Origin of the sequence: Streptomyces sp. NPDC002580, assembly GCF_042889485.1 — a bacterium.
Taxonomy (GTDB): Bacteria; Actinomycetota; Actinomycetes; order Streptomycetales; family Streptomycetaceae; genus Streptomyces.
In genome coordinates this window covers 183,089-199,365 of the sequence record NZ_JBIAQZ010000008.1, presented here as the reverse complement: position 1 = coordinate 199,365, position 16,277 = coordinate 183,089, and the positions used below count along the sequence as shown (strand labels likewise).

The following is a 16,277-nucleotide window of genomic DNA, read 5'->3' as shown; positions in this document are numbered from 1 at the left end:
CGTACTCAGGGCCGCAGGCCCGCCCGCCGGAGGCTGACCCTGGACAGTTCGGCGATGACCCGCTGGTCCCCGCGCCGCCAGGCATCCGCGAGGCCACCGGCCGGCACGGAGATCGCGGCGAGATCGCGCTGCGGTCCGGTGAGCGCGCGCAGGGCGAGCAGGTCGGCGCCGCCGGGCGCGTCCAGGAGGCGGCGCGTGGTGGCGCTGCGCCGGATCCAGCGCAGGCGCGGCGGAAGCCACAACACCAGGACGAAGGCCACCGGGAGGACGATCAGGGCGAGTGCCGTCAGGGTGGCCAGGTGGTGCACCATGTCCTCCAGGGACCGCCCGGCGTCCGAGAGATCCGTCGCGGCGTCGGCGGCGGACTGGAGCGGCTTCTTCAGGGAGTCCCCGACGAGCGGCACTTTCGAGGCCGCGTCACCGGCGTCGTCGAGACCGTCGGCGAGGCTGCCACCGGCACTCTGGGCCTTCTTGCCCGGTTCGGCCAGTACCAGGATCGCGTCGTGGACGACCAGGGCGAACTTCACCACGGCCGCGATCACGGCCACGACGATCAGATCGGCGACCAGTTGACGGCTGCGACGCGCGGGGGTCTGGGCGTAGAGGCGCATGGGCGTGCTCCTGTTCCGGCGATGCCATGGAAGCGGCCCGGTTCCAGCCCAGTGCGGTGTGGCGGTCGTACAGGCGAGGTTCGGCCGGTCGCTTGCGTACGGGGACTCGAGACGGATTTCGCGGTACGGGTGTCCACGGCCCGGGAGCCGAAGCGGTCGAGAGCGGTGTCGTGCCGGATGCCGACGGGTCGGCGGGCCTGGGGGGAGGGTGGCTGGGATCGGGCCCCCCGGGCAATAGTGACATTTCGACAAGGAGTCTTCGGGTCGTCGGGAAGGCGGTCTTCGTGGATCGGGTCGCGCTCGTGCTGAGCCGTCTGCCCATGGAGGCGACCGCGAAAACGGGCGCACGGGTCGACGCGCGCTCGGAGTCCGCCGTCGGTCCGTCAAGGTCGGGCTAGGCCGGGCGATTCGACGGAGGCGGCGATCGGCACGGTCGGTCGGGTCCGCGAGACGCGCGGCGCGGGGGGTGGTCACCGTCCGGACGGGAACCAGGGTGTCCGCGGCGGGGCGGCGAAGCCCGGGCGCGGGTTCTGAGGCCGCCGCACGACGAGGGGAGGCACGCGCGTCCCACCGCCCGGGCCGGCACCGTCCGGCGGTCAGAGTGCGGCGAACAGGTCGTCGAGCGGGGCGGGCACGCGGTCGGGGTCGAGGGCCTCGACGAGGACGCGCCCGTAGCGGATCTTTCGCCCCTTCTTCGTGCCGAGGAAACGCCGCAGCTGCTGCTGGGAGGTGCGGTCCTGCTGTGCGGGCTGGCGCAGAAAGGTCCGCAGGGCGCGCAGGTCGCCCTCCTCCTCGACGAGCTCCTCCACCCGGGTCACGCCCAGCGCGCGGATGAGTTCGTCCTCCAGATCCGCGGAGCACACGAAGAACGCCGGCCGTGCCGCGTCCGTCGGTTCCAAGGCGCGGGCGTAGTAGCGGCCCTCCCGCTCGTCGCACAGCCCTGTGAGGTGCAGGCCCAGGCCGGTCGGCCCGAGCAGGCGGGCGAAGTGCCCGACGCTCATCGCACCGCCCATCGGCAGGACGCACACGCCTTCGGCCCCCAGGTCCCGGCCGCGGCGGTCGGCCAGCGCGTCCACGGCGGCGGCGTCACTCGGCCCCTCGAGGAGGACGGCGGTCCGGACGGACAGCCGCGCGGCGAGTTCGCGCGCCGGGTCGCCGGGGCCACCGGCGGCCCACGCGGTGACCGCTTCCCGGAACGCGCTCATGTCAGCCACGAGACGAGTCTCCGTCTTTCCCGGCCGTCACGGTAGGGATTTTCCGTCCCTGGAGCCGGAGCCGGAGCCGGAGCCGGAGTCCGAGTTCGAGTTCGAGCCGGAGCCTGCCGCGCAGTCTGGTCGGCGTGCGTGAAGCCGGCCGGTCCGGTCGGCCGTCGAACGGACCGGCCGGGTCCCCCGCCTCAGATGCCGCGGTTCTCGGCGAGGACGTGGGCCCGCTCCATCATGCGAGTGGGTTCACGGCCGTTCGCCCAGGCGTCGTTGAAGGACGGCACCGATTCCACGTGCGGACCGAACCGCCCGCGGATCGCTTCCATCAGCACCCCCGTCGCCTGGGCCTCCAGGTGACGGTCGCCGCCGGACTCCCCACGGATCGCGCCGAGCGAACAGACCCGCCCTTCCTCGTCGGTCATCGCCCCCGCGCACCAGCCGCTCTCCCGCAGACGCAGGGCGGCGCGGCGCAGGAGGTCCGCGATCGGCGTGGCGTGCGGGCCCGGGGTGGACACCGGTGCCGGTAGACCTTGCGGGGCTGTGATGCGGGACCAGTCGACGGGCGTGGTCTCGATGTGGGCGGTGTTGACCTCGTAGGCGACGGCGGCGAGTGCGAGCCGCGCGTCCATGTCCTCCTTGACCGCGGCCATACGGGCCTCCAGTCCCTGGACGGGAGGCCGCGCCGCCTTCGTCTCGGCGGGCGGGGCGCCGCTCGGGGCTCGGGCGGGGGCCTGTTCGCGTGGGGCGCGCGTGGGGGGCTGCATGAGAGATGGATTCCTGGGCGGCGCCGCGCCCAGCGCCGCCGAACGGGCGGTACTGGGCGCGGCGGCGGCAGGCCGGGCAGCGGTCGGGCGGCGGTACGGCCGGGCCCGGGGCGGACCGGAACTCCTTCGGGTTCCCCGCCGGTTCGGTCGATCAGGACCGGGTGGCCTCCGGTTGCCAGGTGGCCTGCACCAGGGCCCGTTCGACGCCCCCCAGATAGACGGCGGCGGCGAGCCACGCCCGCGCGTAGCGGTCCGGGTCGGCCTCGTCGGTGCGGCCGAAGACATCACGGGTGCGCCGGTCGGCCTCGGCGGTGAGGCCGGCCGCCAGTTCCGCGGCGGTGTGGAAGCCGCCGCGTCGCAACGCCGGCCCGTCCCCGCTCCGGTCACCGTCGCGCGCGGGTTCGGCGACAGCCCTGCGGCCACCCGACACGGCGATCTCGACGAGCCGCCGCAGCCTCCACAGCGGGGCCTCCGCCAGCGGGTCCGGCGGGACGGCACCGAGATCGTCCACGGCGGGAAGCGCGGACACGACATCGGGGGAGGGGAGGTGGGCGTTCTCCAGGCGGTCGTAGCCCAGGTCGGCGTGGCCCTGCCAGTCCGCGGGAAGCCGCAGGGTCGCCTCGCTGTCCGGCAGCGGGGCGACCGCGAGCGGCCGGAGCGTGGCGGCGCGGTCGGGATCCAGGCGGCCGATCACCCGGAGCCGCAGCCCCGGCCGGGACGCGAGCCGCCGGAAGTTGGCCGTGTGGGCGAGGCCGGGGTGCCCGTGGGCCGGGGCCAGCCGGATCAGGAGGCCCCGCGCGCCCGGCCGCCCGTGCGGCAGTTCCCGGGCGATCAGATGTTCGCCGGCCGCCCCCAGGAGGACCAGGTCGCAGCCGATCAACTCGCGCGCCGCCCGCTCGGCCCGCTCCGGATCGCCGCTCCGAGCCACGTCGAGCCGCTCGGCGACGGCCTCGGCCGGTGGGCGGGCGAACAGGGCGGCGAGCGGGCCCGAGGACCACGACAGACCGGGGACCGGAATCGCCCGTACGCCCTTGCCGGAGCCGAGCCGGCCGTCGGGGGAGACCGTCGCACCGGTGATCAGCAGCCCGCCCCGGGCGAGTCGGGAGTGATCGAGGCTGCCCGAACCGAGGGCGACGCTCGCCGTGGCCGCGCCCTGGGCGCGGGCCGCGCCGCCGGGCAGGACGTCGGCGACCGAGAACCAGCGTCCGTCGTCGGAGACGAGATGGGTGACGACACCGCCGTAGCCGGTGGCCGTGATCACCGGTTCCCGGCACACCCCGTGGACCCGCAGACCGCCGCCCGGCCGGTAGCCGCGGCGGGCGGTGCCGAGCAGCGCCGGATCCGGGTCGGCCGCGGCGAGCAGACCGGTGGTGAGCAGCAGTTCCCGCACCTGCGCGACGAGATCGGCCAGCCGGTGGCCGTCGTGGCGGTCGCGTGCGCCGCGCAGCCCGCGTACGACCCGCAGCGCGGCCGCCTCGGCGCGGTGCAGCCCGGCGAGCCGGGCCGTGTGCGCGGCCCGCAGCAACTCGGACTGGGGGACCGCGCCCGCGGCGGGCACCCCGGCGGCGAGCACGGCGGCCGCGGCCGCCCACAGCTGCGACGCGGCGGCCACCTGGGCCTTGGTGGGCGGAACCGGTTGCGCGGGCTCCGCCACGGACTCCGCGGGCCGTGCGACGGTCTCGCCCGCGCGGGGTGTTCCCGGCCGGGTGGCGGCCGACGCCTCGGTTCCCTCGGCCGTCGTGGCGGGGACGTCCTCCCCGGGCACGCCGGCGTCCGCGTCGGCCAGTGGGCAGGCGCCGAGGACGGCCGCCCGGTGCAGGCACCGGGGGGCGAGCAGACAGCTGCAGACGACCTGACCCGGGTCCGTGACGGTGCCGGTGGCACCGGGGGCGAGAGTGACCTCGGCGTCCTCCCCGCACCGCACGCGCCGGACGGTGCCGTCGGCGACGACCGGCAGCGCGGCGTACGAGTCGATCGAGGCGTCCAGCTTCTTGCGCAGCCGGGAGGTGAGGCTCTCCACGGCGGAGGCCACCACGTCGGGTGCCACCGGGGGCAGTTCGGTGTTCATCGGGTCTCTCCGCGGAGGCGGTCGCCCACCCAGCGGGCGAGGGCGAGGGGACTGAGCGCGGCGACGGGCATCCCGGCCGCGACGAGCTGCTGGGCGACCGGCACCGAATAGCGCGGGGTGCCGGTGTCGTCCAGGGCGGCGCATCCCATCAGATGCACCCCGGAACTCGCCAGGGCCCGCACCTCGCCGAGGAGTCCGCCCAGCGGGTAGCCCTCCTCGAAGTCGCTCACCACCGCCACGAGGGTCCGGCTGGGCACGGTGACCAGGGAACGGGCGTGCGCCAGTCCGGCCGCGATGTGGGTGCCGCCGCCGACCCGTACCTCCAGGAGCAGCGACAGCGGGTCGTCGACCCGGTCCGTCAGGTCGATCACATGGGTGGAGAACGCGAGGAAATGAGTGGACAGCGTGGGAACGCCGCCCAGGACGGCGGCGGTCAGGGCCGACCAGATGACCGACGCCTCCATCGACCCTGACACGTCGACCACGAGGATCAGGCGCCAGTCGGCCTCCTTGCGCGAGCGGCTGCTGAACACCGGCCGCTCCGGTACGACGACGGTCCGCCCGTCGGCTGTCCGGCGGGTGTGGGCGAGGTTGGCCCGCAGCGTGCGCGGCAGGTCGAGCCGTCCGCCGGGACGCCGGGTCGGGCGAGGGGTGGCGAGTCCGGTCAGGGCCGGGCGCATGCGGGTGGCGAGTTCCTCGGCCAGTTCGTCGACGAGACGGCGAACGAGCGGGCGGAGCTTGGCCAGTTGCTGTTCGGGCATTCCCCCGGCGAGGGACAGCACCGAGGTCAGGAGGTCCACCGACGGGCGGACCGCCGCGGGGTCGAGTTCGGCCAGTACGTCGCTGCGGCCCTGGTCGGCGGCGCGTGCCAGGACTTCCTCGCGAACGTCCGCGCCGAACAACGTGTCCAGTTCCGCGGCCCATTCGCGGGCGGTGGGGAAGGACGGTTCCCGGCCGCCGCCCCGCCCCTGGGCTCCGCCTTCCCGGTCGAGGTCGCCGGAGCCCTCGCCGCGGCCGGTGCCGTACAGCTCGTCGAGCGCGTGCGCGTACCGGCGCGCGCTCTGCGGGAGCTTCCCCGTCTCCCGGCCGAGGAGCAGCCGCCAGCGGTCGGTGGGGGTGACGCGGAGGGTGGTGGACCGGGTCGTGGAGGAGGCCACCGGTGCGGAACGCGGGACGGCGCGCGGGGCCGGCCCGGGGTGATCCGGGACCGGTACGGGGTGATCGGAGACCGCCGGTACGAGGCGATCGGGGTCGGCGGTGCCCTGGTGGGCCCAGGAGTCCACGGACGTCGGTCCCGATTGGAGCGGAGGGGTCGGCAGACGCAGCGCGCGCAGGGCCGCGAGGCCCGCCGCGTCCGCAGCCGTCCACAGGGCGACGAGCTGGGGTGAGGCGGTGAGGGACAGGTCGAGGCGGTCGCCGAGCCGCTCGGTGACGGTGCGCAGCAGACGGTCGCGGCCCGCCGGGCTGAGCGTGTCGAACCCTCCGCGCAGGGCGGGCAGCCGGTCGAGGAAACCCTGGTCGGTGAGCGTGTCGATCCGGTCGAGGAACGGGTCCAGCGCGGTCGGCGCCGACTGGAGCAACGCGGCCGCACCGCTGAGCAGCCCGCCGAGCCGACGGCTCAGGGCATGCCGCTCCTCCGGACCGGTGGCCGTGTCGATCCAGCCGGCGCACCGCGCGCCGAGGGTGCCCGCGTCGTCGAGATCCAGCAGGACCCGGGCGGCCAGGGCCGCGCCCTGGACGCGGGGCGAACCCTCGCGGGCCAGGGTGCCGAGGGCGTCGTCCATCCGCAGCCCGAGGCGGTGTCCACCGGCCCGCGAGGCCAGCTCGATGAGCGCGGCCGTGTCCTCGGGCCGGTCGCTGCCCGCCAGACCGGGCAGGGTCCGGATCGCCGAGTCCAGCAGGTCGGTGGCCAGTCGGGCGGCAGCCTGTCGGCCGTCCGGTGTGGTGCCGGGCAGATGGCCCCGGCACAGTGCCTCCAACAGGTCCAGCGCGGTGAGCAGTTCGGGGAGCGTGGCCGAGGCGGGGAGCACCGCGGCGGCATCGGCCAGACGCTCGGCCACCAGCGCGGGCAGGTCGCAGCGCGCCGCCGCGTCGAGCGCCGCCAGGACGTGGGCGCAGGTGGGCCCGCCGTCCGCGGCCTCCCCGCGGAAACCCTCCCGCAGGGTGCCCTCGGCGGCCAGGGCCGCTGTCACCCCCCGTATCCCGGCCAGGTCCAGCCGGACGGGGACGGCGGGGGTCCACGAGATCCGCCACCGGGTCGTCAGGGCGGCCGCGTCGCCCGTGCCGGCGACCGCCACGGCCTCGCCGTAGCCCACCCCGCACACGGCGAGACGCTGGAGCAGGATCTCGCGGCGGCGGTCGAGGGCGGAGCGGAGCGGGTCGAGACGTACCTCGCGTGCCGCCGGATCGTCCGGTCCGGGCAGCCGCAACGCGGCGACCTCCGCCTCCACGCACGGGCCGAGACCCGAGCGCGGGGTGCCCGGCGCGATCCGGCCCCGGCCGGTACCGACCAGCACCACTTCGAGCGCTCGCGCGAGGGCTCGGCCGCGGCCCAACGGCTCACCCTGGCCCATGACGGTCGTCAGGGCTTCGATCACCTCGCCCCGGCCCGGAGCGGCGAGCCCACGCACACCGGCGAGGTCGCACGCCATGCGCAGGGTCTCGGCGGCCTCACCCGTTCCGGCGGTGTGGCCCGCCGCCCGGAGCGCGCGGCACACGTCGGTGACCGCTCGCGCGGCGGCGGCCCGCACCCGCTCGGGATCACCCTCGGCCTCGAACACGGCCTGCTGCCACCGGGGGTCCCTGATGCCGGCCGGGTAACCGGAACGGGAGTCCAGCAGATCGAAGGCGTACGGGACGAGCGAGGTGACGACGCCCGGGTGCTCACCGACGACGCCGCGATCGACGGAGGGCGACACCGGTTCGGTGACCCCCGTACCGACTGCCTTTGAACCGGCCCCCGGACCGGCTCCGGTCGACGCCACCGCCTTGGCGGGAACGGGTCCTTGTCCCTGCCCCTGACCCGGATCGGGCGGCAGGGCGACAGCGGTCAGCGCGGGGGCGTGGAAGGCGCCGACGACGGCGGCGACCCTGCGCCCGTCACGCGTGGCGCGCGCGATCGTCTCGCGCATGTGGGACTCACGGGCCGTGTCCACCGCCGGTACCCCGCCCGCCGCCGCGGCGTCCCCGCGCAGGGCCCATCCGACGGCGAGGGCGGCCCGGCGGACCGCCTCGGGAGGGGAACCGGGAGCCAGGACCTCCACACAGCGATCCCACAGATCGTCGTCGTCCCGCCCGGTCCCGGCCGCGGCGAGCGCGTCCCCGAACGAGACGGGCGCCGAAGCGGAGGCACGGTCGGTGACGGTGGTCCGCAGGGCACCCGGCGACGGGGGTGCGTCGGCGTTCCACCGGGGATCGGACATCGGCAGATCGCAGCACACGACCTCCGCTCCCCGGTCACGCGCCCAGCGGATCGCGGCCAGCTCCGGGGAGAAGTCGGCGAACGGATAGAAGCCGAGGCGTCCGTTCTCACCCGCCCCGGCGAGCGCCACCGGTGCGATCGTGCCCGGCGCGGCCAGATGCGGGAGCCACGGCTGGAAGTCGGCGGGCAGCTCCACGCACACCACCTCCGCTCCCGAGGCGTCGAGCAGGGCGGGCACCGCGGCGGCGAGGGCGGGACTGTGATGCCGTACACCCAGCAGATAGGGCGTCACGGAGCCGGCCAGGGCGGCGACCGCCGCCCGGGGGTCCTGGGTGTGCGTCACCGGAGGTTCTCCCGCAGGTCCCAGAGCCGGCGCCACACGGCGGACCCGTCCTCGGCGCGACGGCGCACCGGTCCGTCCCAGTAGCCGAGCAGCCGCGCGTGGTCGGCCGGGTCGTCCTTGCGGACCACTCCCAGGAGATGACCGGGTACCAGATCGAGGGAGTCGGCGCCGGGCAGATAGGCGGCGGCCACCCCGAGGGAGACGGCGACCTGCACGGCCTCGGCCGTCGACATCACCGTGCCGGGCCGTTCCACGTCCCAGCCCTCCGCCGACCGTCCGGCCCGCAGGTCGCGGAAGACGGTGACCAGGACGTCCAGCACCGCGTCGTCGACGCCGAACGCGGCGCCCGCCCGCTCGACGGCCGCCACGGCCTGGCGGCGTACGAGCGCGGTCTCGGCTTCGACGTCGGCGATCGGGTGCACGGTCTCGAAGTTGAAGCGGCGCTTGAGCGCGGCGGACATCTCCGAGACGCCGCGGTCGCGGAGGTTGGCGGTGGCGATGACGGTGAACCCCGGGGCTGCCGCGACCTGCGCGGCGTCCGTGCCCGCCAGTTCGGGCACGCTCGTACGCCGGTCGGACAGGATCGACACCAGGGCGTCCTGCACCTCGGGCAGGCAGCGGGTCAGTTCCTCGACGCGGGCCACCCGGCCGGAGCGCATGGCGGCCAGCACCGGGGAGTCCACCAGGGCCTGGGAGGTGGGTCCCTGGGCGAGCAGCAGGGCGTAGTTCCACCCGTAGCGCATGGCGTCCTCGGTGGTGCCCGCGGTGCCCTGCACGGTCAGCGCGCTGGTGCCGCACACGGCGGCGGACAACAGCTCGGAGAGCATCGACTTGGCCGTGCCCGGTTCACCGACCAGCAGGAGGCCGCGCTCCCCGGCGAGGGTGACCACGCACCGCTCCACCAGGGCACGTTCGCCGACGAACTTGGGCGTGATCACCAGACGGCTCGGCAGCGTCGGGTGGCGCTCGGGCAGTTCGAGGGGCACGCCGAGGCTGCCGCAGACGAAGGTGATCACGGAACGGGGGGTCAGCCGCCAGCCGGGCGGACGGGGGCCCGTGTCGTGAGCGGCGAGGAAGGCGAGTTCGGTGGCGTGGCGCTCCTCGGCGGGCAGGGTCTGCCGCGCGGGAACGGCCGTCGCCGTGTCGGTCGGGGTCATGCGTGTCCTTGTCCGGTAGGTCGGTCTGTCGTCGTGACGGGGGAGTCGCCGGGGCGCGGCCGGTACGGCCGGCGCCCCGGACCGGTCCTCAGCGGCGGCGTCCCCGGCGCGTCGCCCTGAGCTCCTCGAAGCGGGGCCCGTCGCCCTGCCGAACCAGCTGCCAGGCCCTGCGGTACAGCTCCGCGGGCGGCTCGGTCGGCACGATCACGCCGAGAAGGGCCTCCTCGCCGTTCAGCAGGTCGCCGAACAGCGGGAGTTTCCACCGCTCCAGCGGAACGCGGGGGGCCTTCGGGTCGACCCAGCCACCGGGCAGGAAGAGCGAACGTCCGGCCCGGGTGCGGGTGGCCTCCACCACCAGGCCGGTGCCGGCCAGTTCGGCACGGGCCGCCTTGAGCCGAGCCGGCTTCCACCCCGTCCACCGGGCCGTCATGCGGTCGGTGGGGTCGGGCATGGCGAGCAGCATCAGATACACCGTCGCGGCGTCCTCACCGATGCCGTGCTCCTTCGCCACCTCGGTGACCAGGTCGGGCACGGAGCGGCCGGGATCCTGCGGCCACCAGGTGCCGTCCTTGCCCCGCTCGCCCTCCCGCGGTTCCCCCGGGTCGGCGAGGAGCGCCGCGAAGCGGGGGGAGCGGGCCAGGCGCAGAGACACCTCGGCCAGGTAGGGGCGTTGGCCGTCGACGCGCAGCGCGGGCAGGTACGGGTCCTGACCCGCCTCGTCGAGCAGCGCCACCCGGATTCCGGGGGCCGGCTGGTCGTCCACGGTCGCGAGGACGACGGCCCCGTACCGCTCGAACCCGGTGCCGACCTCGGTCGGCGCGCCCGCGGTCTTCCGGAAGTCCGAGAGGCTGACGTACTGATCGAGGTCGAGCACCAGCCCGGGGTGCGCCAGCCGGTCGTGCACGGCCGCGAGCGCGGCGGGCAGCGCGGCGCGCACCGGGTCACCCGCGGGGAGACGGTGGGCGAGCCAGGAGGAGAGGCCGATGGCGCCGATCAGGGTCCGCGCGGTGAATCCGTTCGTGTCCGTGCCGACGGGCTTGACCCGGTCGCCGTCGACCGCCCATTCCAGGTTCCGCGTGAGCCGCGGCTCACCGGCCGGGTCCAGCAGGGCGGGCAGCGCCTCGCGGGCGTGCCACTGACTGTGCTTGAGCGCCCGCACCGCGTCGTTGAGCAACTCCTCCGGTACCGCGGGCCGTCGGCCCATTCCGCTGATCCAGACCTCGGCGGCCGCCGCCCAGTCCGGTCCCTCGGTCCACAGGAGGGCGGGCTCGGCGGGCAGCAGGGCGGCCACGACCGCGGAACGCAGCGTGGGGTCGACGCCACGCAGCTCGTCCTTGGCGACGGCCGCGGGGGCCGCCTTCACACCGATGGCATCGCGTGCCGCCGTGGTCAGGAACGTCCGTTCGTACATGTCGATCCGCGGCAGACCGGCCACGATCAGCCGTGCCGTCGTCTCGGTGACGCCGGTGAGCCGGGCGAACTCCTCGGCCGCCCGCGGGAACCAGGGCGCCGGACCGCGTGCGGCCAGTTCCCTCAGGAACACCCCGAGCCGGTCCGCGTCCGCGTCCTTGCCCAGCGGGGCCGACGAGCGGAGCGTGAAGGGCTCCGGCGTCGCGAAGGCTCCGGCGGGGTCGTGGAAGTAGCCCGTGAGGACGCAGCCGTCCTCGTCCGTGGAACTGCTTCTCAGGAAGGTGATGAAGGATCCGTCGCCCAGGGGAAGCAGGCCGTTCCGGACGCCCTCGCGCAGGTCGCCCGGCAGGGTGCCCAGCCGGCCGGGCGCCAGGTGCAGGTCCACCTTGCGCCAGGGGGATGACTCGGCGGTCTGGTCCAGGCCCAGCGCGTCGAACTCGGTGAGCAGCGCGCGCAACGCCTCCCGGTGGTCCTCGGAGGTGGTGACGGCCGCCGCCCGGAAGGCCAGGGCGCCGATCCGGTCGACCAGGGTCTCCAGGCCGGGTCGGCCGACCGGAAGCCGTCGCTCGTCGGGGTGGAGGGGCGCCGCCGGTTCCCGCACCGCGGCGGGTCCGGAGTCTTGCGCCGCCCGCTTCATCTCGCGCAGGGCGCGGAAGACGCTGTCGGCCTCCCTGCCTCGGTTCCACCAGTAGTCGGCGGGTCCGCCGAGACCGTTGGTCGTGTCGAGGAGCACGGCGTCCGGCGGTCCGGCCGGGCCCTCGTCCTGCGAACCGTCGAGAGCGCGGGTGAGCCGACGCGCCGCGGCGTCCAGGACGGCCTGCTGACCGGCCGCGTGACGCACCACCCCGGCGATCCCCGCGAGGAGCGCCGCGTGGGTGACCGGGAGGAGGGAACGGATCGTGCCGGGCAGCGCTTCCTCGTCCTCGTGAGCCGCGGCGGCCAGCAGCGCCGCCGCCGTGTCGCGCTCGATGTGCCGCAGGGACTCGGAGCCTTCCGGGTCGCGGGCCGTCAAGCACTCCCAGTACTGCACGGGCGGCAGCAGCGGCGAGCCCTCGCCGAAGACACCGGGGGCCCGGTCGGTCTTGGCCACCGAGGTGATGACGCCGTCCGTGTCCACGATGGACAGCTGCCAGCTGTCGCGGACCACGGCGCGGGCCTCGTCGGAGCCGGGGAAGACCACGAGCGTGGCGGGCCTGCCGACGCCCGTGGGCAGGGTGACGGTGTGCCCGGCGAGATCCTGGGCGCGCACGGAGCCGTCCGGCAGTGTCACCACCCGCAGACCGACCAGGCCGTCCACGGGCGCGGAGCCCGGCGTGGCTTCGGTCGTCGGCGAGGGCCGCAGCCGACCGTCTGCGAAACCGCTGCCCTCGGGGGCGTCGCGCAGCGCGTCGGCCAGGAAGGCGGGCCTGCTCATGCGGCCCCGCTCGCCCGTCACGGGGTCGTACTCGTACCAGCCCCGCGCCGTGCCGTCCGCGCCCTCCGCGGTCCACACCCAGTACGAGCGGCCGTCGCAGAGCACCTGCCGCTCCTGCGGCACGGTGGTGTCCCCGGCGTGCAGGACGCCGCCGCCGGTGGTCCGGCCGCCGCCCGGCAGGGGCAGCGTGATGGGCATGCTGCCCTGGTACCAGTCCATCTGGGTGCCCCGGGTGTTCCGGTCGCCCTCCAGCGACACGGGGTGGTCGGCGCGGGTGTGCCAGTAGCCGCGCAGGCCTTCGCCGCGGTCGTTCCAGTAGACGAGGAGTTCGCCGTCGACGTGGTGGAAGCCGGGATCGCCCCAGCTGCTGTTCGCGGGGACCCGCAGGTCGTGGGTGAGGACGGTGCCCTCGTCGCCGATCACCCGGGCCTGGGCGGCGCCGGCCACGATGAGGTGGGGCCACGCGTCGGCGACGATCAGGTCCTCGATGTTCTTCTGGGGGACGAGGGCCGCGGCGGCCTCCTCCCAGGCGGGCCAGCCGAGTTCGTCGAAGAGTCCGGCCCGCAGTGTGCGAGCGAGCACCGGCGCGAGATCGGTGGCGACGGCCGCCCGCACCTCGTCCTCGGCGAGCGCCAGGGCTTCGGCGGGCAGCCACTTCAGCCGTCCCAGCGCGTCCGGGAGCTGAGGCAGGCCGACCGCGGTGAACCGCTGTACGACGGTACGCACCCAGTCCGCGAGCAGGGGGCCGCCGCCCGGTGACACGGCCAGGAGCCTCATCGCCCGCCGCGCGTGCTCGTCGTTGACGAACCGGTCGGCGCCTCGCCGGAAGGCCTCGTGGAAGCGGGTGTCGGCACGCAGCGAGAGCAGGTCCCGGCCGCCCTCGTCCACGCCCCACTGCGTCAGCAGCAGTGCCGCGTCCTTCTGCGGGGACGCCACCGGAACGTCCAGGGACAGCAGCAGGTCGATCAGGTCGATGTCGTGGATCACCCTCAACGCGCCACCGGAAGCGGCGAGTTCGGGCCGGAGCCGGTCCGCGACGCGCTCCACCAGCGGATACAGCTCGGCCATACGACTGGAGTCACGCCACGACCGTGCCCGCTCCCGGTAGGTCAGGAACCGTTCCAGCCAGCCCGCCGCGCCGTCCCGCGGGCGCTGGTCCTCGGGCAGGGAGACGTCCCACAGTCCCGCCGTGGCACCGGAGGCCTCCAGCAGCCCCAGCCACATGGACGGCATCTCGTTGTCGTGGTTGGTGGGGATCAGGTCGAGCAGGGTGCCCCGGACACGCGGCTCGCGCACGGCCAGCGCCACGAGTGCCGCACGGTGGCCCTTCCACCAGCCGGCGGCCGAGCGGAGGGTGGCCGGCAGGTCGAGGAGTTCGGACAGGTACTCCTGCTCGGTGAGGCTCGCGTCCCGGCCCGCGGCCCGGGCCAGCTTGCGCAGGTCGTTCGCCATCTGCGCCGAAGGCGGCAGCCCGCCCGCGGTACGGCGTACACACAGGCGGGTGAAGCGCCGCAGCGCCTCCTCGGCCGGAACCCGCGCCGCCAGTTCCCTGGCGTAGGCCGACAGCACCTTCACGGGGAGCGCGCCGGCCAGCGCGAACTCCAGGAACACGGCGTCCAGTCGCTCCTCCTGGACCGTCAGTCCGTGTTCCGCCTCGGCCTTGCGGGCGCGGGTGAACAACTGGGCCGCGTACGTGGCGTTCTCCTCGGCGAGGAACACGCGTCCGGCCTGTTCGTAGAACGTCGGCAGGAAGTGCGGCACCGATGCCGCCAGCCGGTCACCGAGTTCCACGAAGGCGTCCAGGGCGTTCTTCGGACGGGACTTGGCCTGCCGGGAGGCCCGCTCCAGGTCCGGTACGACGCCCAGCGCGTGGTGGCCGTCCTCGGGGTGGTGCACCAGCACCCACTCGGGAAAGCCGAGCGACTGACGCGGTCCGAATCCGACCACGTGGGGTTCGGCGTCCTGCTCCAGGCCGAGGAATCCGGCGGCGAGGTCCTCCGCCGCCCCCAGTTCGCCCGCGACCAGTCGCACCACCACCCGGTCGTCGAGACCAGGGTGACGGTACGTCCGTGCCGTCAGCGGCACTCCGAGGTCCCCCACTCCGTCCGCGTCCGGCGGCAGCACCCCGCCCGCCGCCAGCACTTCCTCGTTCGACACCCGCGTCCCCCCGCTCATGCGTTCTTTCCCTCCTCGATGACACGGCCGGCGTACAGCGCCGCAGCCATCCGCATCCCCTCGGACCAGGCCACCGGCCCCACCTCGCGCAACGGCAGGGCGCGACCGTCGGCGTCCTGCCAGGTGAGGGCGCCGGTCTCTACCGCGTCCTCCCAGTAGGGCTCCCCGATCCACACGCAGGCCTCGACGGTGGCGCCGCCGTCGCGCACCCGGGTGGTCGCGTACCCGCCGGAGACGCGGTAGCCGAGCGAGCCGGCCCGTGCGGCGAGCGCGAAGCGGGAGCGGAACGAGCCACCCGTGAAGTCCCGCACCTCGCGGGCCGCGGCGTCCAGGTCCTCGGGCCGACGCCACATCGCGCGGTGGATCTGCTCGACGCGCTGGACGATGCCCAGTTCGGACGCGAACTCCCGCACGTCGTCCAGGTCCGGCAGCAGCACCGGGTGCGGCAGCGTCACCGTGCGCGGGGCCATCCGTACCGTCTCGCCGTCCAGGTTCACCAGCCGCAGTTCCCCGGATTCGGTGGCGCCGCGCAGGAAGCCGACCTCGTCCGGGTCGTCGCCGACGACGGCCAGGTCGCGCAGCGCGGACTGCCAGGCCTCGTCGGGCCACACCCTGGCCAACAGGCCGGTGGGCACGGGCAGCGACGACACCATCCAGGTGTCCACCTGCGCGACACATGCCGCGGCGTGCCGGTCCAGCCACTCGGCGAACCGGCGCAGCCGGTCCACCTCCGGGTGGTCCTTGAGCGCGCGCGGCAGCGACTTCAACTGCCGTCCCGCCGCGCGGCCCGAGGTGGCGCGCACCGCCACCCGCCCCTCCACAAGAGCGACTTCATACCCGTCACCCGCCGACAGCCAACCCACGCGCCACAGCCTTCCGCGTCGAAGAACCAGGATGAGAGCACAGCTCGGCCAGGGGAGTCCGTCCCGAACCGAGTGCGACTATGAGCGGAACGCTAGCCCCGGCCACTGACAACCGGTGCGGCGTACTGTGGACGCGCTCGGTCCGGCAGGGCGCGGGGGGTCGGTAAGGTCGGCGCGTGACCGATGACTTCGACGCCGTCCTCACCCGGTTCGACACATGGCTGAGGTCCAACGCGCCGGCGGACCACGCCAGCCTGAATCCCCCCGCCGCGCGGCACGACATCGACGCCGTCGCCCACCTCCGCTTCCCCCTCCACCCCGACCTCGTCACCTGGCTGGAGCGTCATGACGGGGTCACCGCCACGCAGGGGCACGCCGGTCCCGGCGTCGTCCTGCCCGGCGGGCTCATGCTGGTCACCGCCCGGGGAATGCGCGAGGGGCAGCGGGACATGGAGCAGGCGATCGCCGACTGGGTCGACGAGAACGAGTCGGAGCGGCCCGACCTCCGGGACATCTACGAAGGCGTGTACGGGTATCTGTTCCACGCGCGCTGGGTTCCGATCGCCACGGACGTCACCGGCGGGCACCTGATTGTCGACCACCGCGACGGGGAGCGGTTCGGGAACGTCCTCTACGGCTTGCACAAGGGGGACACGTCCGGTCCGGTGAAGGTGTGGGACAGCCTCCCGCACATGTTCCAGGACCTTCTCGTGGCCCTTGAGGAGGGATCGGAGATCCGCCTGGCCGAGTACACGGATCCGGTGGCACCCCGTGTGTCGGGCACCGGGGACGACGCGTACGTGACGTGGGCGTGAGGGCGTGGGCGAGGGTCCGAGGCGTGAAGTC

9 protein-coding genes are annotated in these 16,277 nt (G+C 74.9%); 1 reads left to right on the top strand and 8 read right to left on the bottom strand.

Annotated features, from left to right (window positions below):
• Positions 1-5: 5 nt before the first annotated feature.
• The 8 genes from ACFYW7_RS24805 to ACFYW7_RS24770 all read right to left on the bottom strand — a co-directional run bounded on the left by ACFYW7_RS24805 (position 6) and on the right by ACFYW7_RS24770 (position 15,431).
• On the bottom strand, positions 6-611 hold the full coding sequence (locus ACFYW7_RS24805; RefSeq protein WP_389505935.1) for a hypothetical protein: 606 nt from the start codon (positions 609-611) through the stop codon (positions 6-8).
• A gap of 596 nt (positions 612-1,207) precedes the next feature.
• Positions 1,208-1,825 carry a TOPRIM nucleotidyl transferase/hydrolase domain-containing protein gene (locus tag ACFYW7_RS24800; protein WP_389505933.1) on the bottom strand — a complete coding sequence of 206 codons (618 nt, stop codon included), beginning with the start codon at positions 1,823-1,825 and terminating at the stop codon, positions 1,208-1,210.
• 182 nt (positions 1,826-2,007) lie between these two features.
• Positions 2,008-2,580 (bottom strand): hypothetical protein, encoded by a 573-nt coding sequence (locus tag ACFYW7_RS24795; protein WP_389505931.1) that lies wholly within the window; start codon positions 2,578-2,580, stop codon positions 2,008-2,010.
• A gap of 151 nt (positions 2,581-2,731) precedes the next feature.
• Positions 2,732-4,648, bottom strand: a complete 1,917-nt coding sequence (locus tag ACFYW7_RS24790; RefSeq protein ID WP_389505929.1) for a hypothetical protein — start codon at positions 4,646-4,648, stop codon at positions 2,732-2,734.
• Entirely contained in the window at positions 4,645-8,412 is a 3,768-nt protein-coding gene (locus tag ACFYW7_RS24785) for a DUF5682 family protein (protein ID WP_389505927.1), read from the bottom strand. The genes ACFYW7_RS24790 and ACFYW7_RS24785 overlap by 4 nt, the downstream gene beginning before the upstream one ends.
• Positions 8,409-9,569 (bottom strand): AAA family ATPase, encoded by a 1,161-nt coding sequence (locus tag ACFYW7_RS24780; RefSeq protein WP_389505925.1) that lies wholly within the window; start codon positions 9,567-9,569, stop codon positions 8,409-8,411. The genes ACFYW7_RS24785 and ACFYW7_RS24780 overlap by 4 nt, the downstream gene beginning before the upstream one ends.
• A gap of 88 nt (positions 9,570-9,657) precedes the next feature.
• The gene (locus ACFYW7_RS24775) at positions 9,658-14,568 is read right to left on the bottom strand and encodes a DNA-binding protein (protein WP_389505923.1); all 4,911 of its coding nucleotides are present in this window, start codon (positions 14,566-14,568) and stop codon (positions 9,658-9,660) included.
• Entirely contained in the window at positions 14,565-15,431 is an 867-nt protein-coding gene (locus tag ACFYW7_RS24770; protein ID WP_389505921.1) for a DUF4132 domain-containing protein, read from the bottom strand. The genes ACFYW7_RS24775 and ACFYW7_RS24770 overlap by 4 nt, the downstream gene beginning before the upstream one ends.
• A gap of 176 nt (positions 15,432-15,607) precedes the next feature.
• On the opposite strand from ACFYW7_RS24770, the gene ACFYW7_RS24765 reads away from it, so the two are divergent.
• Complete coding sequence (locus ACFYW7_RS24765; RefSeq protein WP_389505919.1) at positions 15,608-16,246, top strand: SMI1/KNR4 family protein; 639 nt, start codon at positions 15,608-15,610, stop codon at positions 16,244-16,246.
• Positions 16,247-16,277 lie beyond the last annotated feature (31 nt).